The organism is Deltaproteobacteria bacterium, assembly GCA_017302835.1.
GTDB lineage: Bacteria > Bdellovibrionota > Bdellovibrionia > Bdellovibrionales > Bdellovibrionaceae > UBA2316.
In genome coordinates this window covers 46,641-72,162 of sequence record JAFLCC010000008.1, presented here as the reverse complement: position 1 = coordinate 72,162, position 25,522 = coordinate 46,641, and the positions used below count along the sequence as shown (strand labels likewise).

At 35.4% G+C, this 25,522-nt stretch carries 23 protein-coding genes; 8 read left to right on the top strand and 15 right to left on the bottom strand.

All coding sequences use genetic code 11. The features are described from left to right. Nucleotides 1–2: 2 nt before the first annotated feature. The 3 genes from J0M15_10520 to J0M15_10510 are packed head-to-tail and all read right to left on the bottom strand — an operon-like array spanning nucleotide 3 to nucleotide 3,051. On the bottom strand, nucleotides 3–1,106 hold the full coding sequence (locus tag J0M15_10520) for a hypothetical protein (GenBank protein ID MBN8537475.1): 1,104 nt from the start codon (nucleotides 1,104–1,106) through the stop codon (nucleotides 3–5). Beyond that, entirely contained in the window at nucleotides 1,103–2,197 is a 1,095-nt protein-coding gene (locus J0M15_10515) for an AAA family ATPase (protein ID MBN8537474.1), read from the bottom strand. The genes J0M15_10520 and J0M15_10515 overlap by 4 nt, the downstream gene beginning before the upstream one ends. Further along, entirely contained in the window at nucleotides 2,194–3,051 is an 858-nt protein-coding gene (locus J0M15_10510; protein ID MBN8537473.1) for an arsenical pump-driving ATPase, read from the bottom strand. Before J0M15_10510 ends, J0M15_10515 begins: the two co-directional genes overlap by 4 nt. A gap of 96 nt (nucleotides 3,052–3,147) precedes the next feature. On the opposite strand from J0M15_10510, the gene tig reads away from it, so the two are divergent. Continuing rightward, the gene (tig, locus tag J0M15_10505) at nucleotides 3,148–4,464 is read left to right on the top strand and encodes a trigger factor (protein ID MBN8537472.1); all 1,317 of its coding nucleotides are present in this window, start codon (nucleotides 3,148–3,150) and stop codon (nucleotides 4,462–4,464) included. Between the two features lie 116 nt (nucleotides 4,465–4,580). Here the strand turns inward: tig and J0M15_10500 are convergent, their stop codons facing one another. From J0M15_10500 to J0M15_10475, 6 genes are all read right to left on the bottom strand, one after another. Beyond that, nucleotides 4,581–5,414, bottom strand: a complete 834-nt coding sequence (locus J0M15_10500; GenBank protein ID MBN8537471.1) for a flagellin FliC — start codon at nucleotides 5,412–5,414, stop codon at nucleotides 4,581–4,583. A 380-nt stretch (nucleotides 5,415–5,794) separates the two neighbouring features. Further along, nucleotides 5,795–7,165 carry a S41 family peptidase gene (locus J0M15_10495; protein ID MBN8537470.1) on the bottom strand — a complete coding sequence of 457 codons (1,371 nt, stop codon included), beginning with the start codon at nucleotides 7,163–7,165 and terminating at the stop codon, nucleotides 5,795–5,797. Then, entirely contained in the window at nucleotides 7,137–8,252 is a 1,116-nt protein-coding gene (locus J0M15_10490) for a peptidoglycan DD-metalloendopeptidase family protein (protein MBN8537469.1), read from the bottom strand. The genes J0M15_10495 and J0M15_10490 overlap by 29 nt, the downstream gene beginning before the upstream one ends. Continuing rightward, entirely contained in the window at nucleotides 8,249–9,133 is an 885-nt protein-coding gene (locus J0M15_10485; protein ID MBN8537468.1) for a hypothetical protein, read from the bottom strand. Before J0M15_10485 ends, J0M15_10490 begins: the two co-directional genes overlap by 4 nt. Continuing rightward, nucleotides 9,130–9,777: a cell division ATP-binding protein FtsE gene (gene ftsE, locus J0M15_10480; protein MBN8537467.1), complete on the bottom strand. Its 648-nt coding sequence runs from the start codon at nucleotides 9,775–9,777 to the stop codon at nucleotides 9,130–9,132. The genes J0M15_10485 and ftsE overlap by 4 nt, the downstream gene beginning before the upstream one ends. A 114-nt stretch (nucleotides 9,778–9,891) precedes the next feature. Beyond that, nucleotides 9,892–10,347 carry a hypothetical protein gene (locus J0M15_10475; protein MBN8537466.1) on the bottom strand — a complete coding sequence of 152 codons (456 nt, stop codon included), beginning with the start codon at nucleotides 10,345–10,347 and terminating at the stop codon, nucleotides 9,892–9,894. Nucleotides 10,348–10,459: 112 nt separating this feature from the next. On the opposite strand from J0M15_10475, the gene J0M15_10470 reads away from it, so the two are divergent. From J0M15_10470 to J0M15_10450, 5 genes are all read left to right on the top strand, one after another. Then, nucleotides 10,460–11,056, top strand: a complete 597-nt coding sequence (locus tag J0M15_10470) for a nitroreductase family protein (GenBank protein MBN8537465.1) — start codon at nucleotides 10,460–10,462, stop codon at nucleotides 11,054–11,056. Next, a complete protein-coding gene (dusB, locus tag J0M15_10465) occupies nucleotides 11,047–12,123 on the top strand; it encodes a tRNA dihydrouridine synthase DusB (protein MBN8537464.1) in 1,077 nt (358 codons plus the stop codon). Before J0M15_10470 ends, dusB begins: the two co-directional genes overlap by 10 nt. A 71-nt stretch (nucleotides 12,124–12,194) precedes the next feature. Beyond that, a complete protein-coding gene (gene typA, locus J0M15_10460; protein MBN8537463.1) occupies nucleotides 12,195–14,006 on the top strand; it encodes a translational GTPase TypA in 1,812 nt (603 codons plus the stop codon). Nucleotides 14,007–14,009: 3 nt separating this feature from the next. Then, complete coding sequence (locus tag J0M15_10455; protein ID MBN8537462.1) at nucleotides 14,010–14,936, top strand: ABC transporter ATP-binding protein; 927 nt, start codon at nucleotides 14,010–14,012, stop codon at nucleotides 14,934–14,936. Between the two features lie 31 nt (nucleotides 14,937–14,967). Further along, nucleotides 14,968–15,723, top strand: a complete 756-nt coding sequence (locus J0M15_10450; GenBank protein MBN8537461.1) for an ABC transporter permease — start codon at nucleotides 14,968–14,970, stop codon at nucleotides 15,721–15,723. Here J0M15_10450 and mtgA read toward each other — a convergent pair. Genes mtgA through J0M15_10435 form a run of 3 tightly spaced genes read right to left on the bottom strand, consistent with a single transcriptional unit; the run spans nucleotide 15,715 to nucleotide 18,082 of the window. Then, on the bottom strand, nucleotides 15,715–16,482 hold the full coding sequence (gene mtgA, locus J0M15_10445) for a monofunctional biosynthetic peptidoglycan transglycosylase (protein ID MBN8537460.1): 768 nt from the start codon (nucleotides 16,480–16,482) through the stop codon (nucleotides 15,715–15,717). The genes J0M15_10450 and mtgA overlap by 9 nt on opposite strands. 41 nt (nucleotides 16,483–16,523) lie before the next feature. After that, nucleotides 16,524–17,516: an SDR family NAD(P)-dependent oxidoreductase gene (locus tag J0M15_10440; GenBank protein MBN8537459.1), complete on the bottom strand. Its 993-nt coding sequence runs from the start codon at nucleotides 17,514–17,516 to the stop codon at nucleotides 16,524–16,526. Further along, nucleotides 17,513–18,082: a phosphatase PAP2 family protein gene (locus J0M15_10435; protein MBN8537458.1), complete on the bottom strand. Its 570-nt coding sequence runs from the start codon at nucleotides 18,080–18,082 to the stop codon at nucleotides 17,513–17,515. Before J0M15_10435 ends, J0M15_10440 begins: the two co-directional genes overlap by 4 nt. 55 nt (nucleotides 18,083–18,137) lie before the next feature. Here J0M15_10435 and J0M15_10430 point away from each other — a divergent pair, with 55 nt between their 5' ends. Continuing rightward, nucleotides 18,138–18,941, top strand: coding sequence for a flagellar motor protein (locus J0M15_10430; GenBank protein ID MBN8537457.1), 804 nt, complete (start codon nucleotides 18,138–18,140; stop codon nucleotides 18,939–18,941). Then, complete coding sequence (locus J0M15_10425) at nucleotides 18,938–19,696, top strand: OmpA family protein (GenBank protein ID MBN8537456.1); 759 nt, start codon at nucleotides 18,938–18,940, stop codon at nucleotides 19,694–19,696. Before J0M15_10430 ends, J0M15_10425 begins: the two co-directional genes overlap by 4 nt. 36 nt (nucleotides 19,697–19,732) lie before the next feature. Here the strand turns inward: J0M15_10425 and J0M15_10420 are convergent, their stop codons facing one another. From J0M15_10420 to uvrA, 3 genes are all read right to left on the bottom strand, one after another. Continuing rightward, complete coding sequence (locus tag J0M15_10420) at nucleotides 19,733–20,425, bottom strand: hypothetical protein (protein MBN8537455.1); 693 nt, start codon at nucleotides 20,423–20,425, stop codon at nucleotides 19,733–19,735. Nucleotides 20,426–20,926: 501 nt separating this feature from the next. Further along, nucleotides 20,927–22,642, bottom strand: a complete 1,716-nt coding sequence (locus J0M15_10415) for an ABC transporter ATP-binding protein (protein ID MBN8537454.1) — start codon at nucleotides 22,640–22,642, stop codon at nucleotides 20,927–20,929. Between the two features lie 11 nt (nucleotides 22,643–22,653). Continuing rightward, nucleotides 22,654–25,518 carry an excinuclease ABC subunit UvrA gene (gene uvrA / locus J0M15_10410; GenBank protein ID MBN8537453.1) on the bottom strand — a complete coding sequence of 955 codons (2,865 nt, stop codon included), beginning with the start codon at nucleotides 25,516–25,518 and terminating at the stop codon, nucleotides 22,654–22,656. Nucleotides 25,519–25,522: the final 4 nt, after the last annotated feature.

Sequence of the window (25,522 nt, the reverse complement as noted above, 5' to 3'; positions counted from 1 at the left end):
CTCTATTGCTTTTTATTTTCAATATGCTCGATACTTTCGGGAGCTTCTATTTTTTCAGTCTTTAAATTTCCTCTAAAGATGCCATGTCCAAAAGACTCCTCCGTTGGTGGAGTGAGTTTATACTGAGCATAGATTTCATTAAATGTTTTGTTTTGAATTTCATCTATAAATAAAAAAAACTCTTTTTGATTAGTACTCACTTGCCTATCTTCCAAAGGCTCAAATAATTTAATCGAATTTAATATCCTGCTAAAATCAGTCAGTTTTTTAAATCTTAACCGATCATCTGCGATTTTATCACCCGTAGCGATAGCCACGCCGTCGTGGGTTTGGTTCCAAAGCGAATTTATCTGCAAGATCAACTGCTGTTTTGATTTTTCAGAATAAGGAGTCTCATTGAAGTGCAAACAATATATTAAATATTTATATATTAAGGAGAATTTCTTGGCATCTGTATAGTAATCAGCGAGCGCTGGTGACGGAACCCCGGCTCCAATCTCAAAATAAATTTCAGATAAGGTTTTTTTAGAATGATTTTCTTTAGATAGGTATTCTTTTAATCCACTTTCTGTTTTATTAATGTAATTAAGACTCATTTCATTTTGGTTAAGTCGAGCATAGGCAATTGAAAGCTTTAGAGGAAGCTCAAACAACCTAACTCTATCGCTCAAAAATAAACCATTCTTTTCAGCTTCAACTAAAACAGCTAGTGAGTTATCTAACTTTCCCAAACTTTCATAAATATCAGAACTATAGAATAAAGTTTCATAATAAATTTTATTATTTACATTATATGCCGATTTTTGAATTGACTGATTCATCTCTAATGCTTGAGAAAATTGATTATCTTGAAATAATAACCGACTGGTTAAGAGCTCAATAAACAACTTATAATTCGAGTTGGGAAAATCTTTTGTGAATTTCTCTTTTGCTGTTGAAAAGGCACTGCGATCATTTAAATAATAACTTTTTTCTAATTTACTTATTTCGATTTCTTCTTCTGTCGGTCCAGATGAGAACACTTCATTTTTGTTTTTAATAAATGAAGAACACGCTATTAAGATTAAGACTATTAAGGAAGTGCTCGTAACTAAAAAAAATTTCATATTTTTTCACCAAATTGAATTTTTAATCCTATTTCTCTTGATACCTCATCTAAGCTTTCAATATCAGAGATAGACTTATTATATTCAGTAAGCGATAAGACTTGAACCGTTTTCTGTAATTCCTCAAGAAATTTTTGATGAGTCATGGACTTATGATGAAATACAGACTTTAATAAGTTGAAAAGTCTGACAAGCTCTTGATTTTTTTCAACACTTAGGTCAGGAAGAGAGACAAATTCTTTAGTTATATCCCAAGAAGGAATCGATCTATTCATGATCACTTTAGTCAAAGAGTAACCTTGTTTCCTGATTTCTTTTAATAATAAGGTAGCTTCTTTTAATTTAGATGGATCAATGCTTGTGACTAAATAAAATTCTGTTAATGGATTGACAAGAAGCTCATGAGCTTTAAGAGTTCTGTCGTGAAGTTGGTCTTGCCAATCATTTATATAGTAAAAAAATAGACTTAATTCTTTAACAAATTCTGAACCTGTTAAGACTTCTAAAATCTTGAGCACTTGTCTTGTTCCTGATGAAATCATGGCGGCAAGCCAATTTCCTCCATGCTGAGTGTCCTTAAACCACTTAGTGATGTTTTCACTAAACAAGCTGGCTAACTTCTCTGGCGCGCTTAGAAAATCAATGGCATGTTTTGCAGGCGGCGTGTCTAAAACAATGTAGTCGAATTCTTTAGAGATGAAACAGGAGTACAGTTTTTCTAGAGCTGTAAATTCTTGAGAACCGCTCAAGCTCGTTGAGAGTTGTTGATACAATTTATTGTTTAGAATTTTTTCAATATGACCTCCTTTTCTAGAGGAGCGAAGAATAAAATCATTGAACACGGATTGATGATCAACAATTGAGGCGTACAATTCACCTTTAAAGCTGTCTGCAAAACGACCAAGTTTGACTTTCACTATGCCTTTCTCTTCCCCAATTCCCAAAGTGGTCGCTAGGCGTTTTGAAGGGTCAATGGTTAAAACTAAAACTTTATTTCCCAAACTGGCTAAATAAAGCCCAAGACCTGCAGATACTGTTGTTTTTCCGACTCCACCCGTCCCAATGGATACTATGACCCCCGTATTTTTCAAAGATTCACCTCTTGAGCTAGACTTTTTATAAACTCAAAGGGGTTAGATTGAAATATCAGAGGTAAAATGACAAATTCTATTTTTTGCAGATTCGTCTGAGTAAAATAATTTTCCTGATTTTGAAGTATTGATTTAATATATCTATGAAAATCATTTAACTTAAATTCTTCTAAGAAATCCTTTTCCTTTAAGTTTGTTTCAATAACTCTATTAAAAATAAGTTTCGGTTTCATTTTTGTTAATTTTTCAATTTCTTCATACAATTCCATACCTTCTAAATAGGGCAGCTCCTCCGCCAAGGTAACAATGTGGTATTGACATATTTCTGGATTCAAAAGGGAGTTAAAAATACTTCGACTTTGTTCGCCCATGGGTCCAAATCTTATAATTTCTGAAAGCCCCTTTGGAGCCTTCAGTAAAGCCAAAAAATGCCCCGTTGAGTAGCTATCAACAACAATCACTTCATGTGATGTTGGTGGCCCATGATTTCGTGGACCTGCCGTAATTTTTCCGAGTATAGCCAATTCTGAGAGTCCGGGAGCAATTTGAATAAGAGTTCTAGAGATCTTGTTTTCAAAAAATAATTTATACAGCATTTCTGATTTTAACAAATAGAGCGCATATTCCTTTAAACAGTCTTTTCCTGACCACAAGGAAATATCCAAGTTATGAGAAAGTTGTAAGGGGGTATATTCTACCTTTTCCAATGAAAAAAATTCTTTATAGAAACTTTGGTCACCCAGCTCGACAAGTAAGGTCTTTTTCCCCTGGATTGCATATTTTTGCGCAAGAACTGCAGCATAGGATGACTTCCCCACGCCCCCTTTGCCTGTAACAAATATAATTTTTTGCATTTGCAATCCTTTTCACTTTAAATGCTTGATTTTCCGAGGTCTCTCTCCTAGTATTCACGAACTTAAAAGCAACCTTATTTCTAGGAGTCCTAAGTGATGAAATCTAATGTCGAAAAACTATCCCCTCTGCAAAGAAAATTAACTATTGAAGTACCTCTCGCAACAGTCCAAACAAGTTTTGATCGTATTTTTAATGATATTCAAAAAGAAGTCACTCTTAAAGGTTTCAGAAAAGGCAAAGCCCCCTTAAGCTCTATTAAAAGTATGTATAACAGCAAGGTGAAACAGGATGTAATGCAAGACCTCATTCAAAAACACTATTCGAAAGCTCTCATTGAACATAAGCTAGAGCCTATCTCCTATCCTGAATTTGAATTTGATGACCTTCATGAAGAAAAGGAATTTAATTTTTCAGCCATTTTCGATATTCGTCCTGAAGTTAATTTGAAAAAATACGAAAATTTAGAAGTCGAAAAAGAAATTTATACTTTTGATGAAAAACAAATTGATACCACGCTTGAAAAAATGAGAAAAGCGAAAGCCATCCTACAAGATATCACTGATAGCAGACCTGCCCAGCTAGGAGACACCGCTGTTATCAATTACAATGGATTTGTTGATGACAAACCTTTAGATGGAGGTGCTGGTGAAGGGCATTTGCTGGAACTTGGTTCTCATCAATTTATTGAAGGTTTCGAGGAAGGCATTGTGGGAATGAATATCCTCGATGAAAAAAGTTTAACTCTTCGGTTTCCAACTCCCTATCATTCTAAAGATTTGGAAGGAAAAGAAGTTATTTTCAAAGTTAAACTACTTGGATTAAAATCAAAAGTCCTTCCAGAAATTAACGATGAATTTATTAAAGCTTCTGGCACTGGGGTCAATTCAGTTGAAGAGTTTCGGAAAGTTGTTAGGTCCGATCTAGAAGCTTCTGAAAAAAAACAAGTTGAAGATGCCTTTAAAAACAGACTTCTGAAAACTCTGGTAAAGGAAAATCCAGTGGAAGTTCCAAGTTCTTTATTAAAAGAACAAAAAAATTCTTTAATTGAGGATTTTAAAAAAAGAATGGAACAACAGGGAATGGCACCCGATTCAATGGGTGAATATATTCAAAAATGGGACAAAGATTTTGAAAAGACAGCCGCCGAAATGATTCAATCAAGTTTTCTCGTTGATGCGATAGGAAGAAAATATGAACTTCTTTGCACTCAAGCTGATATAAACAAGAAATTTGCAGAATATGCAGCTCAAACTGGAATTGATGAATCGAGAATAAAAGAATTTTATTCCAAAGAGGAAACAATGAGCCGTTTAACTTATCAAATCACTGAAGAAAAAGTTTTAGGTAAGTTAATGGAAACTGTAAAAGTTAAAGAAATGACTAAAGAGCAACTCAAGGAAGAAGAAAACTAAATTACTTCTCATAATTTGTATATCTCTCATCAGCAATCTGTTAAAATCCAGCACAAGTAATTCAAGTCCTTGCTTTACTTGTGCCAGTAACGGAGAACAATCTTATCAGTTATGGGTTAACCGATAAGTTTAAGAGCTAATGAATTTACTTGATTTGCTTGAGACAAGGTGGCGGTACCTGCCTGCAATAGAATATTATTTCGAACCATTTCCGATGACGCCATTGCCACATCTGTATCTCTGATTCGACTATTTGCTGAAAGAATATTTTCTTCCTGAACAGATAAGTTATCAGAAGTGGAGTTCAATCTGTTTTGCAAAGCTCCAAGATTTGATCTCATGCCATTTACTTTGGTTAGGGCATTATCTAAATTTTCAAGACCATCCTGTGCTCCTCGTTTTGATGAGAAATCAATGCCCTCAATATCTAAACCATCTAAAGTAGCCACATTGTCCGAAGCGACAAAAGAAATAATACTGTTCTGTGGGTCCTGATAAAGCCCGACTTGATAATCAAAAGTCTGAGTCGACCCATCTAACAATTTAGTTTTACCCCAGGTTGTCACATTGGCCAATCTTTGAACTTCACTTTTTAACTGAGTGACTTCTTTGTTTAAAAATCCTCTTTCCGTGTCAGAAACAGTATCAGAGGCTGATTGCATTCCTAACTCTCTCAATCTGACAACAATATTTGAAATTTCATTCAAACCGCCTTCCGCTGTCTGAATCATTGAAATTCCATCATTCGCATTTCTTCTTGCTTGCCCCGCTGATCTTGCTTGGGCCTTTAAGCCCTCTGATATGGCTAGTCCAGCTGCATCGTCAGCAGCGATATTTATTCGGCTTCCAGAAGCCAACTGCTGCATCGATTTTTGAATTGTTTTTTGACTGGTAACTAAATTTCTTTGTGCGTTAACAGCCGCGATGTTTGTCGAGATTCTCATTCCCATTTGTTTACCCTCCGTTAAGGTATTGTTATTGTTTTAGCACCTTGGTCTTTTCCCTATCGTTTGGATCGGACCTTGTGTGCGTCTGTGCACCTTTATACGGGGTATTTTGATCGAGAATTAACGGGACATGAGTATAGTTTTTGAAATAAAATGGAATTTTTTTCCTAAGCCATCGTCACAGACAAATTTTTCCTAGACAAAAGATGAACTTTCTCAAGACTTTCATATTGATGATTTTCTATAGAAGAATGAACAGTCGCAGGGAGCGCTGGACTAAAGGGCTCATCAAAAAATAGATTTATTTATTTAGCAAGCAAAGCCAAGTCGCAGGGAGTCCGACCGACGAGAACGAAGAGTTGAGTTATATACGTAATCCCTGATTATTTATTTAAAAGTTTTAAGGTCTTCCAGGTTTTAATGTAATTATAGGCCTGATAGATTTGATAATCACTTTTTAAAAGTTTTTGTTTTGGAGAAAGAGTTTCTTCTTTTGATGAAGCGACATTGTTCCACCAAGCTAAGGGACTTGCTGAGCCTTCTTCAGAATCACTCTTGGATTTAGATTCAGAATCTGTTTTCTCTCGATCGCCTTTTAAATGACCTTGAATATCTTTTTCTCTTGAAATTTTTTGTTTAACCAAGGCTTTAGTAAACTGTTCGACTTCTACATCTTCTATTTCAATGTCAGGTTTAATTCCTTCTGCTTGTATAGAGATACCACTCGGCGTGTAATACCTTGCTACCGTTAATTTTAACCCGCTTCCATCTGGCAGCTTCACAATGGATTGTACAGAACCTTTACCAAAAGTTCTTTCGCCAACGATAAGCGCTCTTTTGTTATCTTGAAGGGCCCCTGATACAATTTCGCTTGCACTGGCCGAGTATTCATTAACTAAAATGATGAGTGGAAAATCAGTATATTTTCCTTTCTTGCTGGCATAAGAGACTTCTTTTTCACTTTTGTTACGTCCAATCGTGCTAACAATGACTCCCTCTTTTAAAAACATATCGCTAATTTTTATGGCTTGTTCTAATAAACCACCAGGATTTCTTCTGAGATCGATGATAATTCCTTCTATTTTTTTATTTTTTTCGAGATGTTTATCTATGGCTTTCTCAAGATCCTTAGCTGAGTTTTCTATAAAACTTGTAATTCTAATATAGCCAAATCCGTCTTCTAAATTCGTGTATTTTATCGATTTGATTTTAATTTGAGCTCGAGTGATAGAGATATCTATCGGTTCAGGAGTTTTATCTCTCACTACTTTTAAAATGACCTTGCTGCCATTTTTCCCTTTTATCAGCTGAGAAGCTTCTACAAGGGAAAGTCCTTTCGTCGAATTTCCATCGATGGCAATGACCTTATCCCCAGCCTTCACTCCCGCATTCCAAGCGGGAGTGTCTTCGATCGGCGAAATAATTGTCAAGATTCCATTTTGTATGGTCATTTCAACACCCAAACCAGCAAACTCACCTGAAGTCTCTGATTCAAATTCTTTAAATACATCCGCAGCCATGAAACTTGTATGAGGATCTAACTCCTTTAGCATTCCTTTGATTGCTCCCTGAATTAGTTTTTTAGTGTTCACTTCTTCCACATAGTATTGTTGGATTAAATTTAGTACCTTGCTAAAGTTTTGCAATTCCGTATATCTTTCTTGAGCTTGGCTCGCTAAAAATAAAAAGACCAAACTTGTTATGCCTATCATCCACCATTTTTTATTACCGACTTCTTGTTTGAACTTCTTCATTCCATCCCCCGATCCAGTTTTGTGGATTTAATACTTTCGAATAATGTCTTAACTCAAAATACAATCCAAGTTGATTATCGATATACTGATGATCAATACTGGCCAGTATCTGACCTGTTTTTAATCTATCACCTTTTTTAATGCTTAATTTTTTAATATTGCCATAGACCGAATAGTAATTGTCACCATGATCAATGATAATAAAATTTCCCAACCCATTTACGAAGCCTTCCTCAATAACAAGACCCTGATAGATGGATCTAACCGGCTGATTTTCGCTTGCTGAAACAAATACGCCTGAATTATTTAAATAGGCGTTTGTTTCCTTTTCTTGATAGCCATAGGTTTCAATGATTCGACCCTCTATGGGACTTAGGATCTTTCCCTTTTTTTCTGCTAAAGACTCACTCGTTAAAAAATCCAACACACCCGAATCATTCAAATTGGAATCCTTCTTGTTTTTTTTAAATTTTTCTAAGCGAGAAAGACTAAATAATGTTGATTTTTTAATTTTTTCTAGAAAACTAGTTTTGCTTTTATATTCAGACTCCAAATTTAATTTTTTTTGTTCTATGTCTTTAGTTATCGTATTTAAATCGACAATTTTTTTTTTTGAGAAGAGGATTTTTTCTTTCAACTTTGCTTTTCCCTCAAAGTATTCTTGTATTGAAATAATATCATTTGCAGCAATTAACCCCATCATTTTTGCATTTTTCTCTATCTGAGATAATTTAGGAAACATCAGCGCCGTTTTCAAAATATCTTCGCCCTTAAACCTGTTTAACATTTTAAATTTATTAACAAATTCTTTTCTTGTTTCTGACATTTTAGCCGAAATTTCTTTGATCTCTTGAATGTTTTTCTCTAAACCTATTTCCAATAACTCTTTTTCTTTCGCTAATTTATCTATTTCATAAGTCATTTTTTTTGTTTTAATGTTAATTTTAATGAGTGCATTCACAATTTGATCTTGTTTTCTATCAAGTTCTTCAATTTTACTTTTAGTTGAGTTATATAATTGATTTACTCTTTCTTCTCCTTGAGACGTAAATGAATAAAAAAGATAAAATATGGTCCATTTTATCATCTTTCAGAGTTCCATCTGAAACGAATCAAATTTAGATAGGAAGCACCAAGTCCTATTCCCATGGAAATGATCATAAAAACACTAACCTCTTTAAAGGTAATAAATTTAAAAACTGGCTCCATTTTAAAAAAACTAATCTGTGAAGCGAATTTAATGTTAATAAAATAAATCACCAATCCTATGATCATCACCGCCAGAGATCCGGCGATAGAACTCATTAAAACTCCTTCAATTAAAAATGGTTTTCGAATGAAGGATTTGGTTGCTCCAATCATTTCAAGAACTTCAATCTCTTTAGCTCTCTGAAATAAATTTGTTTTTATTAAATTTGAAATTACAAAGTAAGTCGTGCACATCAATATGAATCCAATAAATCCCGCCATGCTTGATAGGTACTCAATAATTTTTGCATATTTTTCTATCCAAATAGAGCCGTAAAAAACTTCTTCCACAAAATCTAATGCCTCGATTTTTTTTGATAATTTATTTATTTTTTGAATCGTTTCCTCAAGAGATTCGCCAGATTTTATCGTGACTTCCAGATAACTGGGAATAATTTGAACCAGATCTATATCTTTTTTGATATCTTTAATATAACCACCCATTTGCGCTTTGAACTCTTGAATAGCAGCTTCTTTGGTAATTAAGTTAACACTCAGAACATCTTTCATTGCTTCTATTTTTTGTTTACCATTTTCTATATTTTGGCTCGATGCTTCTGAATCAAAATAGACCGTAACTTTTTCAGCTTCACCCCAGGTAACAATAATATTATTTATATTTTTAAATACTATATAAAAACTCAAAACCAAAGATAGACCAGCTGTGGAAATTAATACGGTGGTCAATCTTAAAAACGTTTTTTGCGTCTTATAGTTCATAGACAACCATCTTTAATTTGCAAAACCCTTTTATTTCTTTTTTTTACCATTTCTAGATCGTGAGTCGCAATAAATACAGTTGTTCCTTGAGCACATACTTTTTCAAAGACATCAATAATATGCTGACTCATTTCTGGGTCTAAATTTCCCGTTGGTTCATCAGCGATTAAAACTCCTGGTTGATGTACGATGGCCCTAGCGATGGCCGTGCGTTGCTGTTCTCCTCCAGAAAGATATTCTGGATATTGTTCCTTTTTATGAGAAAGCCCCACCAAATCTAAAACATCATGAACTCTTTTTCTTACATAGGAGTCAGAATATTTTTGAACGATCAAAGGCAGAGAAATATTTTGCATTACCGTTTTATCATATAAAAGTTTAAAATCCTGAAAAACGATTCCCAATTTTCGTCGAAAATAGGGGATATCTTTTTCGCCTAACTTAGCCACATCGTAGTTAGCCACATTTACATTTCCAGAAGTAGGTGCTTCATATCCATTTATCATTTTGAAGAGGGTTGATTTTCCAGAACCACTAGGGCCAGTTAAAAAAACAAACTCACCAGAACTTATATTAAATGAAATATTTTTCAATGCGTGAACTTGATGATGATAGGTTTTGTATAAATGAGAAAATTCAATCATCTTGTTATTCTAAGTCTCAAACTGAAATTAATAAAATTAGATCTGTTAAAAATACATCTTCTGAATTTTAGTCTAGATTTTCTCACATGATCAAGCCATAACCCCGGGTTACGGCTAGAGGGCGCCCCCCATGGGTTCAAATGTACTATTTGCAGAGTTATATTTAAAGGTGTAAAGTCTTGGAACCATTTCTGAATTGAATACAGGTACTAGAATTTCCATAAACGAATCATTATCAACGTCAGCAAATCCTAAATTCGTCACCTCACCCCTATTGCTTAAAGAACCTTCATTGTTTTCTGGAATAGAAATTTTTTGTAAAAAATTTAAATTTTCTGATTTTTCTTCCTCTTTATAAATCTCAATAAATATTTGATCTTTTTGTTTGATCTTTATAATTACAAATTTTTCACCCCCAGGGGTCACTTCACCTTGAACTTTTCCCAAAATAACTCTTTTTTGATCTAGAAAGAAACTTTTTGCTGACCTTTTTAAATTTGGAACAGAAACGATGACTACCATACTTAATGAGATTAAAAATAGAATAATTATTAATTTTTGAAATTTCATTATTCCCTAGACTATGTCATAATAGGCAGCAAACGACAATAGGCTCTTTTCTCTAAGGGTCTTTACTGTATTAAACTAGACAAGATGCTAGCATCGGAAAAAGGATCACTTTTTGGACAAAGAAATATTTTATGCCTTCATTGAATCTAGAAAGTCGATCAGAAAATTCACCAAGGATTCCATTGATAAGAAGATCATTGAAAGAATTTTGCTTGCCGGTTGTCACGCCCCTTCCGGAAAGAACAGACAAAATTGGCGCTTTTTTGTCGTTCAAGGAGATAAAAGAAATGAATATTTAAAATTGTCACAAAAAACATGGTTAGCAATTAAAGATATTTTAAAAGTAAAATTGAAGCCCTCTTTATATGATTTTACAGAACGATTCTTTTTTACTCTAGGGGGGGCTCCCGTTTTGATTTTTTGTTATTCCCATAATTCTCCTGATGAGAAATATCTCACCAGTATTGGCAGTGTTTATATGGCAGTTGAAAATATTAATTTAGCCTGCCTCGCCGAAGGGCTTGGCTGTTGCACTATGGGCGCCCCCTTGGAAATAAAGGCAGAGGTGGATAAGTTTTTAGGAATAGAGAACTTACCAGAGTACAAATCGGGAGAACTCGAACTCTTATGTGGAATTGCGGTAGGTGTACCCGATCATCAGCCTCCAAAAGCTCCAAGGCAAATGGAAGGAAGAATTACATGGCTGTAGACTGCCCCCTCATTTCTCAACTAAAATCAAATCCATTTGTTCTTGCTCCTATGGCTGGAATTACAGATCATCCCTTCAGAACTTTAATGAAAACTCTGGGTAGCAGTGTTGTTGTTTCTGAACTAATCAGTGCCAATGGAATTGAGTATGAAAATGCAAAAACGTTAGCAATGATGGGTTTTGATGAAATTCAACGACCCGTGGCTATTCAATTATTTGGTGATGAACCTGAAGTATTGGCGAGTGCCGCTCAGGTCGTTGAATTAAAAAATGTAGATTTTATTGATATCAATTTTGGATGTCCTGTTCCCAAAGTGACCAAAAAAGGTGGGGGATCCGCCGTCCTCAAAGATCTTACAAAATTGACTCAGCTGGTGCGTGCTGTTGTTAAGGCTGTCAAGATCCCTGTTACTATCAAAATTCGAACGGGTTGGGACCATCTATCAAGAAATTCTGTGGAAGTGTGCCATATAGCTTATAACGAAGGTGTTACCTGGGTTGCCATTCATGGCCGCACCCGTGCTCAAAATTATGAAGGTATTGCTGATTGGGACTATATTGCTGATGTTAAAAGTAAAGTGAAAATCCCCATTCTGGGTAACGGTGACATTCATTCTGCCAAAGAGGCTAATTTTAGACTAACAACTTCTGGTTGTGATGGCGTTTTAATTGGTCGAGGCGCCCTAAAAAATCCCTTTATTTTTAAAGAATCTCTAGAAATACGGAGATCTAGTGAAAAACACTTATCAACATTATCAGCCTCTCTATCCACATTCACACCCTCATCCCCACCTCCATTTGCAAGGGACTTTTCTCATGTTCTGAATGAACTCAATCGTTTATACTCTTTGCATAGCTCGGATCAAATCAGAGGGATTCAATTAAAGAAGTTTGCAGCTTGGTTTTCTTCAGGTTTTCCTGAATCTGCTAAATTTAGAAAAAAAATTTTTGAGCTCACCAGCAATGAACTTATATTAGAAGCCGCTTTGCTTTATTTCTCTGATCATAAACACTTCATTCCTGAGGACACCAACAACGATAAATTTCTCATGGGCGGGCATGGTTAGACTTTAACTAGACAAAGTACAAAAAATAGAGGATCATCAGCAAGCTAATTTCACAAAAAATAAGGAAAATTATGATTGATAACAAACACATCAGGAATATTGCTATTATTGCACACGTTGACCATGGAAAAACAACCCTTGTTGACCATTTAATTAAACAAGCAGGTACATTTAGGGATAACCAACATGTTGCAGAAAGACTGATGGATTCAATGGATCTCGAAAAAGAGCGCGGGATCACTATTGCTGCAAAAAATGCTTCTTTTCAATATAAAGATTTCAAAATTAACATCGTCGATACACCCGGGCACTCGGATTTTGGTGGTGAAGTCGAACGTATTTTAAATATGGTCGAAGGGGCTATTCTTTTGGTGGATGCGTCTGAAGGTCCTTTGCCTCAAACCCGCTTTGTGCTTAAGAAGGCCCTAGAGCAAAATATCAAAGTCATTGTTTGCATCAACAAAATTGACCGATCAGATGCTCGTATTCAAGAAGTTCATAACGAGGTTTTCGATTTATTTATCGATTTGGATGCCACCGAGGAACAGTGTGATTTTCACACTGTTTATGCCATTGCCCGTGAAGGCATGGCTACCCTAGACCCCAAGGTAAAAACGGATAATTTAGAATGCCTTTATGAGGCTATAATTAACCTCGTTCCTCCACCTAAGGTGAGCGAAGGAAACTCATTGCAAATTATGGTTTCAAATATTTCTTACAATGATTATGTCGGCAGACTTGCTATTGGTCGAGTTCGTGCGGGAGTGATCAAAGTAAATGACGATGTCTTAGTTGTTCAGGAAAAAGGATCTAAAAAACTAAAGGTCAGCGCCTTGTTTCAATATCATGTGAATAACCAAATTCCCGTTCAAGAAATTGGCGCCGGCGATATTGCCATCGTTGCTGGACTAGAGGATTTCACCATTGGAGATACTATCACATCTGTTAATGAGCCCATGCCCTTAAAAAGAATTGCCGTTGAAGAGCCTACAGTTGGAATGATTTTTTCTGTTAACAATGGTCCTTTCGCTGGTCGGGATGGCAAGAATGTCACTTCTCGAAAAATTCTAGAAAGACTCGAAAAGGAATTACTTCATAATGTCGCTATCCGTGTTGAAAAAACAGATAGCACCGATGCCTTCAAGGTTATCGGTCGTGGTGAGTTGCAATTGGGAGTCTTAATTGAACAAATGAGAAGAGAAAATTTTGAGCTTTGTGTCTCAAAACCTCAAGTTATTTTTAAAAATGAAAACGGTCGTAAATTAGAACCAATGGAGATCGCCGTTATCGATGTCGAAGATGCTTTTGTGGGTGTTGTTACAGAAAAAATGGGCACACGAAAAGGGGTCATGAGTAATATGGTTCAAAAGGGTTCTGGAAGAACTCGCTTAGAATTTAGAATACCATCCAGAGGCTTAATTGGATATAGATCCGAATTCTTAACTGACACTCGAGGAACAGGATTACTCAACACTCAATTTGATGGTTGGGATGATTATAAAGGGGATATTTGGGCGAGGATGAATGGCTCTATGATTTCTGACAGAAATGGAGTCACGACGGCCTATGCTATTTGGAACTTACAGGAAAGAGGCGTGATGCTGGTCACTCCACAAACTGATGTTTATGATGGAATGATTGTTGGAGAACATGCCAAGGAAAATAATCTGGAAGTCAACGTGACCAGAGAAAAAAAACTAACGAATGTGAGAGCCAGTGGCTCTGATGAAGCCATCCGCTTGGTTCCCGTAAAACCAATGAGTCTAGAAAAAGCGATTGAGTGGATTAACGATGATGAGTTAATTGAAGTAACACCTAAGCATATTCGTATTCGTTGCCGTGAATTAGATCCACACAAGAGATCTAGATCTTCAAAAGAGTAGTCAATGGGACTAGATACAGCTATAGAAGCAAAACATCTTACAAAGAGATATGAAGATTTTATAGCTGTAAATGGCATTGATCTCGAAGTGACTAAAGGCGAGTGTTTTGGATTGTTGGGGCCGAACGGAGCCGGCAAAACTTCTTTAATGAAAATGATGTATTGTCATGCCATGATCACGGAAGGAGAGTTATTTGTTCTTGGTCTCAATGCCAAAAAAAACTTTCGTGAGATAAAATCAAAAATTGGAGTTGTTCCTCAAGAAAATTTGTTAGATTCAGACTTTAACCTTATCGACAACCTAAAACTATTTTCTAAATACCATCAAATCGATCCTGAAGCAGCCCTAGAAAAAATACGCTCTCTTTTGAGGTTATTAAAACTAGAGGAGTTTGCAAATCATCATATAGAAAATCTAAGTGGTGGAACGCAACGGCGATTAGCCATTGCCAGAGCCCTGTTAAACAGTCCCGAAATTATTTTTTTAGACGAACCAACTACAGGCTTGGACCCCCAATCCAGGCTTTGGTTATGGAATTTTATTAAACAAATAAAAGAGACTAAAGGAACGATATTCTTAACAACTCACTATATAGACGAAGCGGAAGAGCTCTGTGATCGAGTCGCCATCATGGATCATGGTAAAATTTTATGTCTTGATCAGCCAAAAAACTTAATTAAACAACATATTGGCCATGAAATTGTGGAATTTTATGCAAAACCCACCGATCTAAATTATTACCTTAACCGCCTAAAAGAACACCAATTTGAGTATCAAGTTTATCATAATATGGTATTGGTTTTTCTGAAGCTAGGTCAGGAATCAAAAGTTATTTTTGACATTATTAAGAGTGAAAAAGTAACCATCAGAAAACCCACTTTAAATGATGTTTTTTTAAAATTTGCAGGCTACAATTTAAGAGATGAATGAAAATATAAAAATTCTATTAACCTTTCCAAAGATGGGTGATAGCTACAGATTTATCTGGTTCAGAAACTTCCTTCAGTTTAAAAGAACTATTCTAGTTAGTTTATTTTGGGTCATTCTTGAACCTTTAATGTATCTTGGTGCCATTGGTTTTGGAGTTGGATCCTATATTAATAATATTAACGGGCAAAACTATGTTGATTTTTTCTTCCCAGGACTTTTATGTTCGACAGCCATGATGGTTCCTTTTTTTGAAGGTACTTACACCAATTACACGAAACTTACTTATCAAAAGCTCTACAGTCACATGCTTCTAACAAAAATGACCCCCCAAGAAATCGTCCTTGGAGAAATTTTGTGGTCCACAAGTAAGGGTTTTTTTGGAATTATTGGTTTATCCTTTGTTGCCTTAATTATGGGCCTTGTCCAAGACTGGAAATTTATTTTTGTTCTATGGGTCTTGCTCTTAACGAGTTTTCTCTTTAGCAGTGTCGCTATGTTAATTACTTCTTTAGCAAAAAACTATGACTCTTTTATTTACGCCACTAGTGGCTTTATTATTCCAATGACCCTAATCTCTGGCATCTATTTTCCTGTTTCTCAGCAACCTTTTATTTTGCAAATTCTCGCCTATTTGCTCCCACTGTCTCACAGTGTGGAATTATGTCGAACAATTTTATCTGGAAAAATCAATCTTGTTTTTTATCTTCATTTATTTTACTTGATGTTTACTTCTTATGCTTTTTTAAATCTAAGCATCTATAAAATTTCAAAAAAAATATTAAAGTAAGTCAGCGTCCTCATCTGATTTGTTTTCAGAATCCGATTCAACTTCTGAATCTAGTTTAGAGTCAGAATCCGTATCTGATAAAAATGTTTCTAAACGACTCATAGCAATTTGATATTCTTGCTCTTCAATCCGTTGATAATTATATAAATTTTCAATAATGGTTTTAACTCGTGCGTAGGCAAATGGTGTTAATTGATTATTTTTAAATGACTTCGAATATTTTATTGGATTTGGCAGCAACATTGCCAAAAATGAACTCTCTATGACATCAAGTTCAGATGGCTTCTTATTAAAATAATATTCTGCCGCGGCCTTGATTCCATATATGTTTTTTCCAAACTCTATCACATTGAGATATTTTTCTAATATTTCTTTTTTGGTGAGATTCTTTTCAATTTGTAAAGTGATAAATGCTTCCGCTAACTTTCTAATTAGAGACTTCTCTTTCGTTAAATATAGATTTTTTGCTAATTGTTGGGTGATCGTCGATCCCCCTCTTTTAATTTTACCTTTTGTTAAATTTTCCTTAGCTGATTTTTCTATGGATTGCCAATCAAACCCTTTATGCTGATAGAACAGGGAATCTTCAGAAAGGATGATTGCCTTTTGCACGTATTTTGAAATTTGAGAGAGGGGCACATAATTTAATGATCCAGGACACAACCTAACTTCATACATCTTGGTTGTAAAACAGCTCATCAAATCTTTACGACTGGGAATTAGTGAAATGACCCAAAAAGTAAAAAATGTTAGAGTCATACCGCCAGCAATAAGAATGATTAATACAAACTTTATTTTTTTCATATCCAGTGTTGATCTCTCATCCAATCGACACTTTGTTTAATGCCGTAATCAGCGCCCTTGAACTTGATCCCCAATTCTTTTTTAGCCTTCTCATTACTAAACCAGTGAAATAGCGTGGCAGACCATGCGTTTTCACGGCTTATCGTATCCTTAAACCCTAATGAACTTAATTGGTCTCCTACAAAACCCAGAGAATGCACAACACAGTCAGGAAGAAAATACTTTGGCGGAGAAACCTTGGCAAAGGCGGCAATTTTTTCAAATAAAGACTTTATAGTGATATTATCTCCAGAAAGAATATATCTTTCTCCATTTCGCCCCTTCCGCATTCCTTGATAAATTCCCTCAATAACATCTTCAACGGAAATAATACTTACCCCTCCAGAGGTATAAAATTTAAATTTTCCTTTGGCTACTTTAAGCTGAGTTTTTCGGCTTCCTTTTTTAGCGTCAGCTGAGCCATAGATTGTAGATGGATTAAGAATAACACTCTCAATCTGATTTAATTTTGTTTTCTCTTTAACCAAAAATTCTGCTTTTCTTTTGGTTTCAAAATAACCTAAATCCAAGTGAGTTAGATTGTACTCAGATTCCTCATTTAGAATTTCATCTTTTGTAAAACCAGCTCCAACAGCAACAACAGAAGAAACATGAATTATTTTTCTTATATTATTTTTAATCATTGAATCTAATAAATTTTGCGTTCCCTGAACATTGACCTTTTCCATAAGATCTCTTTCAGATTTTTTATACCCCACATACCCAGCTAAATGAAAAATTATTTCTGGTTTGAGTTCAGCCAAAGCCCTATCCAAACTTTCTTGGTCAGTTACATCACCTCTCAAAAATTGCATTTCGTTATTCTTTTTTAAATCGGAGAGGTCACTCGTATTTCGTATGAGTCCACAAACCTGCATTTGTTCTTGAATTAACTTATGGCATAAATGAGCACCCAAAAAACCGTTGGCACCAGTTACTAACACCTTCATTCAATCACCTTTTTTGAATAAAAAATCCACTTTTTAAGAATTAAAATATAAACCGAAGCCATGGCTAACCCTAAAATAGCTCCTAAAATCACATCCGATGGATAATGAACACCATTGTAGACTCGACTAAATGCGATCAGAACGGCTAATAAATAAAATAAAACTCTTCCTACCGGAAATAAAAAACTCATAGCCAAAGCAAAAGCAAACATATTTGCGGCATGGTTTGAAACAAAACTGTAACCTCCGTATGGGGATCGTACATGGACTTGAATTGAGGTATTGTCTCCGGGTCTGGCTCTTTGAAATTGTTTTTTGAATACCCAATTCCCCACTAAATCTGTCGTGCCTAGGGTTAAAATAAAACATAAAAAAATGAGCAGGCCTTTTTTCTTAAACTTCCATAGAAAGGCAAACAGGACCAAAGGATAGACCGTAATCATAAAATAAATACTCTTGTGTAAATCCGTAATAAAAGGAAAAAAAATATCAAAATAATTATTTGATAGAGAACTATTTATAAAATGAAATAGACCAAGGTCCATTTGCCATATCCAATCCAACATCGGATCTACAATAGTTGAGTTTTAGTCATTTCACAAGACTCGAGTTTTATAATTGATGATTGTCAGGCCTGTTTATGACACACTTTTAAGTATGGAATTAAGTACCCTTATCGGGTTAATCATTGGCATTGGTGGCATATTCATAGGCAACCTTTTAGAAGGTGGTCACACCAATTCTTTAATGCAATTTACAGCTGGTTTTATCGTCCTTACGGGCACCCTCGGTGCCACAATGGTGTCATCAAAACAAAGTCATTTTAAATTGGGATTTCTTTTATTGGCAGAACTCTTCAAAGACTCTTCAAAGTCAGACTTTGAATTTAAAGAGACTTTGCAAGAGATTGTTGACTGCACAAAAATTGCTAAACGTGATTCCCTTATGGCCTTAGAATCCAAGGTCGGAAAAGTCAAAAATCCCTTTTTTAAAAAAATTTTGAGCAATGTGGTCGATGGTATCGATATTCAAATTACCCGTGACACCTTTTATGCAGAAATCGATAGCGAAGAAGAAACCTTACTTGCTGGCGCCAAAATCTGGCAGGATGCTGGAGGATTTGCTCCAACAATAGGTATACTTGGCGCGGTGCTCGGTTTGATTCATGTGATGGGAAATTTATCCGATACAGCAAAACTGGGTGAAGGAATCGCCGTTGCTTTTGTGGCAACAATTTATGGGGTAGGTTTTGCCAACCTTGTATTCCTCCCTTTTGCAAATAAACTCAAAAATTATATCCACGAACGAATTAACAATAAAAAAATAGTCTTAGAAGGAGCCCTACTTATCTCCTCTGGCCTCAGCTCCACGATTGTCGATCAAAGACTTAAGGCCTATGTGAATGGAAAATCAATGTCCCTATGATAAGAAAGAATCCCAGGCAAGATCATCATGAAAATAGTGAACGATGGTTGATTTCCTATGCTGATTTTATCACTCTCTTGTTTGCTTTTTTTGTTGTTATGTATGCCACGTCTACAAATAATATAGAGAAGCAAAAAGAATTTGAGAGTTCTGTTCGGGACAATCTTCACCTTGCACAAAAAACTAATCCTTCAGAGTCTGGAAGCGCTTCAACAATTTCAGAATCACTTCATGAACTAAATCATCCCATTGATAATTTTCCAAATAATGGAAGTCCAAGGGAAATTAAAGATTATCTACAAAGAAAAATCGACAATTCAAGTGATAAGCTAATCAAAAACAGTCTGACGTCCTTAAAACATGAATGGTTTGGCGTCCGAATGAGTCTTGCCTCCTCTTCATTTTTTACTCCTGGTTCTTATAAGCTAAAGATGTCTTCCTTAAAACTCATTGATGAAATTGTAAAAAATTTAGAAAAATCCAAACATAAAATTATTATCGAAGGACACACCGACAATATTCCTATCATCAACAGCATGATCGAAAGTAACTGGGAACTTTCCAGCCTGAGGGCCACCACCGTGGTAAGATACTTGCTCAAATATCACCACATGGATCCAACTCAACTAACTGCGGCCGCCTATGCTGACACTAGACCTTTGGTACCAAATGACTCTGAAGAAAACAGGTCTAAGAACAGAAGGATCGATTTTTTAGTCATTTCCGATGAGAAAATCAACAAACAGGGTTTTTGACCTTCTACAACCGCTATTTCGTTCATAACAATTGATTTATGCTGATTTTTTATAATACATCTTTATAACTTCGGCTGTTTTTAAGGCACGTTTTCGAATCATTTCATGTGGATGTTTACAATAGAACTCAATTTTTTTAATTGAAAGATCTAGTTTGTGAATCTCTGGAGGTAAATGGCTCTTATAAAACTCAATGAGCTGCCCAACAATATATATCCCGCTAGAAATAAAAAAAGGATTAGGAGATTTTAAAAATTCTTCAATTTTTATAATTAATGAATCGGTAAGATGTTTTTTAGATTCCACAATGATGGCTTCGGCTGCAATACGATTATACTTTGAATTTATGTTCTCTTTAAACAATTCAGAGTTTGGATCAAATTCACCAAAAGCCGTAATGGTGTTCGCTTTGACTCTGACATCAGGCAAATGATAACACTCATCTAAAATCGAAAACAATTCTTCATCAAACTGATCCACTTGAATTAAATAATAGCTCAATGAAATAATGGAAGAAAGAATAGAATTAAAATTTCTATCTTGATTAAACAAATAGATAGCTCTCTTAAGCAAATCTTTATAATACTGAACCATTCCAGGTGTTGTTTGATCAATCGTTAAGTTTCTTATCTGATAATACTTTGAAAAGAAATGCTCTTTGCTTTTCTCTTCCATAGAGTGCTTTAATAAATCCAGCAAACTGTTTACTAACACTTCATTTGTATTCATAATTGACTATTCGGAATTTAACTCAAAACTTAAATGTCTTTTTAAAAAATTATTTCTCGAAATGATACACTATCGAACAAAAGCAAGGATTGCATCTATGTCTCAAATCGAGGCCGCAGGAGGGAGACGACTGAGGCCTGGCAAAGCCAAGTCGCAGGGAGTCCAACCGACGAGAACGAAGAGTTGATTCATATGTGTAATCCCTGACATCAAAAAGACTATTGACGCTATTTGAGGTTGCAGTTAAGACTATATTAGACACTTTTATTGAAAATTCTAAGAGCGTGTTTAAGAAGTCTTAGGGATAAATAGGACAGGAGTTAACATGGAAATTAAAGATATACTAATGATCGCAGCTATGGGCCTTGCCATTATTACCAAATTCATCTTGCTGATTGTTGGCGGCGCCATGACGATAAGTTTAGTTGCAAGTCTCATTCATCTAGCCTACTAAAGAGCCTGCTCCCAAAAGCGCAGAACGGCCTGAGGTTACTCTTAAAACTAGCTTTGCAAATGATAGAATTTAGTGAACTGGTTTTCATTTTTAACAAGTTCACTAAAGTTTCCCTGTTCAACAATATTTCCATTTTGTATCACATAGATACAATCACAGTTCTGTATGGTTGATAATCGGTGAGCAACAACGATGCTCGTTCTTCCCTTCATCAGCTCATCAATTCCTTTTTGTACTTCTTTTTCACTTGAAGAGTCCAGGGCACTCGTTGCCTCATCCAAAATTAAAATAGAGGCATTTTTAAAGAAGGCTCTCGCCAAACTCACACGTTGTTTTTCTCCACCTGATAAGAGAGCCCCTCGATCTCCGGCTGCGCTTTGATATCCCATTGGCATTTTCATTATAAAATCATGAGCATTTGCATGTTTGGCTTTACTTTCAATCTCCAACTTAGCTTTAGTAAAATCACCAGAATGAATATTGTTTTCAATGGTGTCACTGAACAAAAATACCTCCTGGGAAACAAGAGCTATATTCGCTCTTAAATCTTTTAAATCAAAGTCATTGATATTTATATTATCAATAAAAATTTGACCTTCCGAAGGGTCATAAAACCTTTCAAGCAAATTTACAATTGTTGATTTCCCACTCCCACTTTCACCCACAAAGGCAATAGACTGCCCTCTTTCAATCTCTAAATTGATATTTTTTAACACCAATTCCTTGCCATATTTAAACGAGACATTTTTATAGATGATTTTTTTCCAATCACTTGGAAACGGTTTAGGGCTTTTGGCTTCGACAACTGTATGGGTGTTATCTAAAATTTCAAATACTCTATCTGCCGCAACCACAGTTTCTTGAATTCGAACATAGCTTTCCTGCAGTTTTTTTATGGGTTGATTAATCATCAGCAAAGAAGTGATGTAAGCAAGCACTGCCCCCGTTGTTGTATTTCCTTTTGCCACCTCAATACTAAAATAAAAGAAAATGGATAAAATCAAGGCCGTAGCCACTAGCTCTGTGACCGGCCCCATGATCTCAATTCTTGAATGAACTTTTTTTCTGATTTCTAAGTATTCATTTGTTTGAGTCTGCAATTTATCTGACATTGTTTTTTCAAGATTGAAACTTTGAATGATTCTAACACCATCTAAGGATTCTTTGATAATTGAGGTTATTTTTTCTAAATTTTCTTGGCCAAAAATGACATATTTTCTTAAACTCTTAGAAATTTGTTTTAAGAAAACAAGAATAAAAGGCAACAATGTTAAAATAATAAGAGTTAATTTCCAATTTAAATAAAACAGATTTCCTAATAACAAGATAGCTAACAAAGGTTCGCGAAATAAATCAGCTACCATTCTTAATCCATCTTGAATCACCTTGATATCATTGATAATACGACTAAGTAAGCCACCAGACCCAGATCCATATTGGCCATGAAAAGAAAGACTCAATTGCATGAATTTTTTTTGCAACTTTAACCGAAAAACATTTGTAATTATTTCAGCAACATAGTTCATTGTAAAAATATGAATATATCTGCTCACAGCAACGATAATCGCCATAGAAATAGCAATCAATCCAATTTCAGCGACTCGATGTTGATTTCCAGATTGAAAACTATCATTGATATCTTTTAGAATGAGTGCCAGCCTTGCATACACAGCCGAATAGAGAATTCCAGTGAAGGCAATAACTAGTAACTTTTTTTTATGAGGTTTTATTTCCGATAAAATACGAAGCAGTGTTGGGTACATAGGGATAATGTCTACTTCGTCACGAATCCAGAGTCTAAGTATTTTTTCAAATATTGCCCTGTAAGGCTGTTTTTTTCATTGATAATTTGTTCCAAAGTACCTTGAATAACGACTTTCCCACCCTGTTCTCCAGCATCAGGCCCCAGATCAATAATGTGGTCGGCATTACGTATCACATCTAGATTATGTTCGACAACGAGGACACTCCCCCCAGAGTCAACAAGTTGGTTAAGCACCTTCATTAAAAGGTCAATTTCTCTAAAATGTAAGCCTGTTGTCGGCTCATCTAATATATATAAAGTGGCTTTTTGATTTACTTCAGCTAGTTCTTTGGCAATTTTTAATCTTTGTGATTCTCCACCGCTTAAACTACTGGAAGGCTGCCCTAGTCTTAAATAATCAAGACCTACCTCTTTAAGAACGGATAAAGATTTCCTTATGTTTGGATGAGCCACGAAAAAATCCATACCTTCGGCAACCGTCATACTTAAGACATCATGAATGTTTTTACCTTTATATAATATTTCTAGAATTTCTTGCCGGAATTTTTTGCCATCACAAACATCACAGGGGATAATGACATTATCCATAAACTGCATATCAATTTCTTCATATCCAGTTCCCTTGCAGGCGGGACAGCGTCCTCCATCAACATTAAGACTGAAGGTCCCAGGAGTATAGCCGCGAAACTTTGCTTCTTGTATTTGCGAGAATAAAGTCCGAATCGTATCAAAGGATTTAATATAGGTAATTGGCGAGCTTCTTGCCGACTTTCCTATAGACGATTGGTCTATTAAAATGACGTTTTTTAAATTTTCAGTTCCTTCGATGGAATCACAGTCTTGGGCGTTTAAAAACTCGATATCTAAATTTCTAGCAAGAAGAGGATACAGGGTTTTAGAAATTAATGTCGACTTACCCGAACCACTGACTCCAGTCACGACAACGAGACGATTAAGGGGAATGGTGACATTTATATTTTTTAAGTTATTTCCTCTGGCCCCTTTCAAAGTCAATTTGTACTTTATGGAATCTATTTGTATAGGTCGTTTTTGTGTTGATTCTGATATTTTTTTATCAGGATTTACATAAACTGCAGTTACAGATTCAGGAAAATTAAAAAAATCTTTGGTCTCGCCTGAATACAAAACTTTCCCACCTTGGAATCCCGATCCAGGGCCCATTTCAATGATATAATCACTGTTCTGAATCACATCATGATCATGCTCTACTATGACTAAGGTATTACCTAAGTTTTTTAAGTCTTTTAGAATAGAAATCAATCGATCATTATCTCTGGGATGAAGACCCACTGTCGGCTCATCCAATACATACAAAGTCTGAGACAATCCTGACCCTAATTGATTGGCCAACATAAGCCTTTGATACTCACCTCCAGACAAGGTTCGCGTTTCACGATTTAATGTCAAATAATGAACTCCGACTCTCATTAAATAATCAAGTCTTGATTGAATTTGTTTAAATGCTTCTTGAACGATTTCAAATTCGAAACTAGTTAACTCTAAGCTTTTAAAAAACTTAAATAAGTTTTCAATAGTCATTTTTGAAAAATCGTTAATATTTTTACCTTTAAAAAAAATATGCTGGACTTCCTTTCGTAACCTGGCCCCACCGCATTCAGAACAGAGAGAGGGCGATCGGTATCTAGAGATAAAGACTCTCACATGCATTTTATATTTTATACTTTCAAGCATTTTAAAAAGACCTTCAACTCCCATAAAATCAGAAGTTCCTTGCCAAATTAAACTTTGATGATCACTAGAAAGTGATTCCCAAGGTTGATTTAGAGGGATCTTTTTTTTCTTACAAAATAATAATAATTCTTTGCGGTCACTAGAAGCACTTGGCATTGTAAAGGGATGTAAGGCCCCATCTTGAATTGACAGCTTTGGATTGGGAATCACTTTGGCCCTATCTAGTTTTAAAATATTTCCAAAACCCTTACAGGTGGGACAGGCCCCGACCGGAGAATTAAAACTAAACAATCTGGATTGCAATGGTGGTGGCGTGTACCCGCAAACCCCACAACAAGACTCTTCACTTAAATTTAAGATCTTACCCTCCGTCGTGACCACTTTGGCTCGCTTGTAGGGACCATAATTATTAAGTTTAGAATAAGACTCATAGGCTTGAGTTAAAGAATCGGCAAGTCTTGCTTTTTCTGCATTCACAAATTCCATTCGATCAATGACAACATAAAAGGTTTTACTGGGAATACCTTTTTTAATCACCACAGGATCTGATAAGTCGACAATTTTTCCTAAAAAAGATTCTGAAGAATGAGGAGATATCTTTTTATTATCTTTAGTTTCCGGAATAAAAATTCTAAGGAATCCTTCCTTCAATAAAAAAGAATGCAGTTTCTTTCCTTCGAGAGCGCGATGGGCGCTATCCATTTCGGTAAGAACATAACCCCTTTGTCCCGCAAACTTATTTAAAACAAGGTCTGTCGCCTGAGACACACTTTGCTTTTCTGTTGGAATGAGGTGGGTTGGGCAATAAGGGTTTCCTAGTTTTTCAAAAAGGAGTCTGAAATAATCCACCAATTCAGTCGTGGTTCCCACCGTAGACCTACTGTTTTTAACTGAATTTTTTTGTTCAATACAAATTGCTGGTGGAATATTATTGATTCCCTCAATATCAGGCTTTGGGGCTTTATTTAAAAACTGTTTAGTATAATTGGACATGCTCTCAATAAAACGTCTTTGTCCTTCTGCAAACAAAGTTTCAAAAGCTAAGGAGCTTTTTCCTGAACCGGATGGCCCACAAACAACAGTTAACTTGCCGAGGGGAATCTTAACCTCAATATTTTTGAGGTTGTTTTGTTTGATTCCCCAAATATGGATGAATTTCATGGTG

Coding starts and splice junctions, on each gene's coding strand:
- J0M15_10520 (MBN8537475.1), bottom strand. CDS start 1,106: ATGAAATTTTTTTTAGTTACGAGCACTTCCTTAATAGTCTTAATCTTA.
- J0M15_10510 (MBN8537473.1), bottom strand. CDS start 3,051: ATGCAAAAAATTATATTTGTTACAGGCAAAGGGGGCGTGGGGAAGTCA.
- tig (MBN8537472.1), top strand. CDS start 3,148: ATGAAATCTAATGTCGAAAAACTATCCCCTCTGCAAAGAAAATTAACT.
- J0M15_10500 (MBN8537471.1), bottom strand. CDS start 5,414: ATGGGAATGAGAATCTCGACAAACATCGCGGCTGTTAACGCACAAAGA.
- J0M15_10495 (MBN8537470.1), bottom strand. CDS start 7,165: ATGAAGAAGTTCAAACAAGAAGTCGGTAATAAAAAATGGTGGATGATA.
- J0M15_10490 (MBN8537469.1), bottom strand. CDS start 8,252: ATGATAAAATGGACCATATTTTATCTTTTTTATTCATTTACGTCTCAA.
- J0M15_10485 (MBN8537468.1), bottom strand. CDS start 9,133: ATGAACTATAAGACGCAAAAAACGTTTTTAAGATTGACCACCGTATTA.
- ftsE (MBN8537467.1), bottom strand. CDS start 9,777: ATGATTGAATTTTCTCATTTATACAAAACCTATCATCATCAAGTTCAC.
- J0M15_10475 (MBN8537466.1), bottom strand. CDS start 10,347: ATGAAATTTCAAAAATTAATAATTATTCTATTTTTAATCTCATTAAGT.
- dusB (MBN8537464.1), top strand. CDS start 11,047: ATGGCTGTAGACTGCCCCCTCATTTCTCAACTAAAATCAAATCCATTT.
- typA (MBN8537463.1), top strand. CDS start 12,195: ATGATTGATAACAAACACATCAGGAATATTGCTATTATTGCACACGTT.
- J0M15_10455 (MBN8537462.1), top strand. CDS start 14,010: ATGGGACTAGATACAGCTATAGAAGCAAAACATCTTACAAAGAGATAT.
- J0M15_10450 (MBN8537461.1), top strand. CDS start 14,968: ATGGGTGATAGCTACAGATTTATCTGGTTCAGAAACTTCCTTCAGTTT.
- mtgA (MBN8537460.1), bottom strand. CDS start 16,482: ATGACTCTAACATTTTTTACTTTTTGGGTCATTTCACTAATTCCCAGT.
- J0M15_10440 (MBN8537459.1), bottom strand. CDS start 17,516: ATGAAGGTGTTAGTAACTGGTGCCAACGGTTTTTTGGGTGCTCATTTA.
- J0M15_10435 (MBN8537458.1), bottom strand. CDS start 18,082: ATGTTGGATTGGATATGGCAAATGGACCTTGGTCTATTTCATTTTATA.
- J0M15_10430 (MBN8537457.1), top strand. CDS start 18,138: ATGATTGTCAGGCCTGTTTATGACACACTTTTAAGTATGGAATTAAGT.
- J0M15_10425 (MBN8537456.1), top strand. CDS start 18,938: ATGATAAGAAAGAATCCCAGGCAAGATCATCATGAAAATAGTGAACGA.
- J0M15_10420 (MBN8537455.1), bottom strand. CDS start 20,425: ATGAATACAAATGAAGTGTTAGTAAACAGTTTGCTGGATTTATTAAAG.
- J0M15_10415 (MBN8537454.1), bottom strand. CDS start 22,642: ATGTACCCAACACTGCTTCGTATTTTATCGGAAATAAAACCTCATAAA.
- uvrA (MBN8537453.1), bottom strand. CDS start 25,518: ATGAAATTCATCCATATTTGGGGAATCAAACAAAACAACCTCAAAAAT.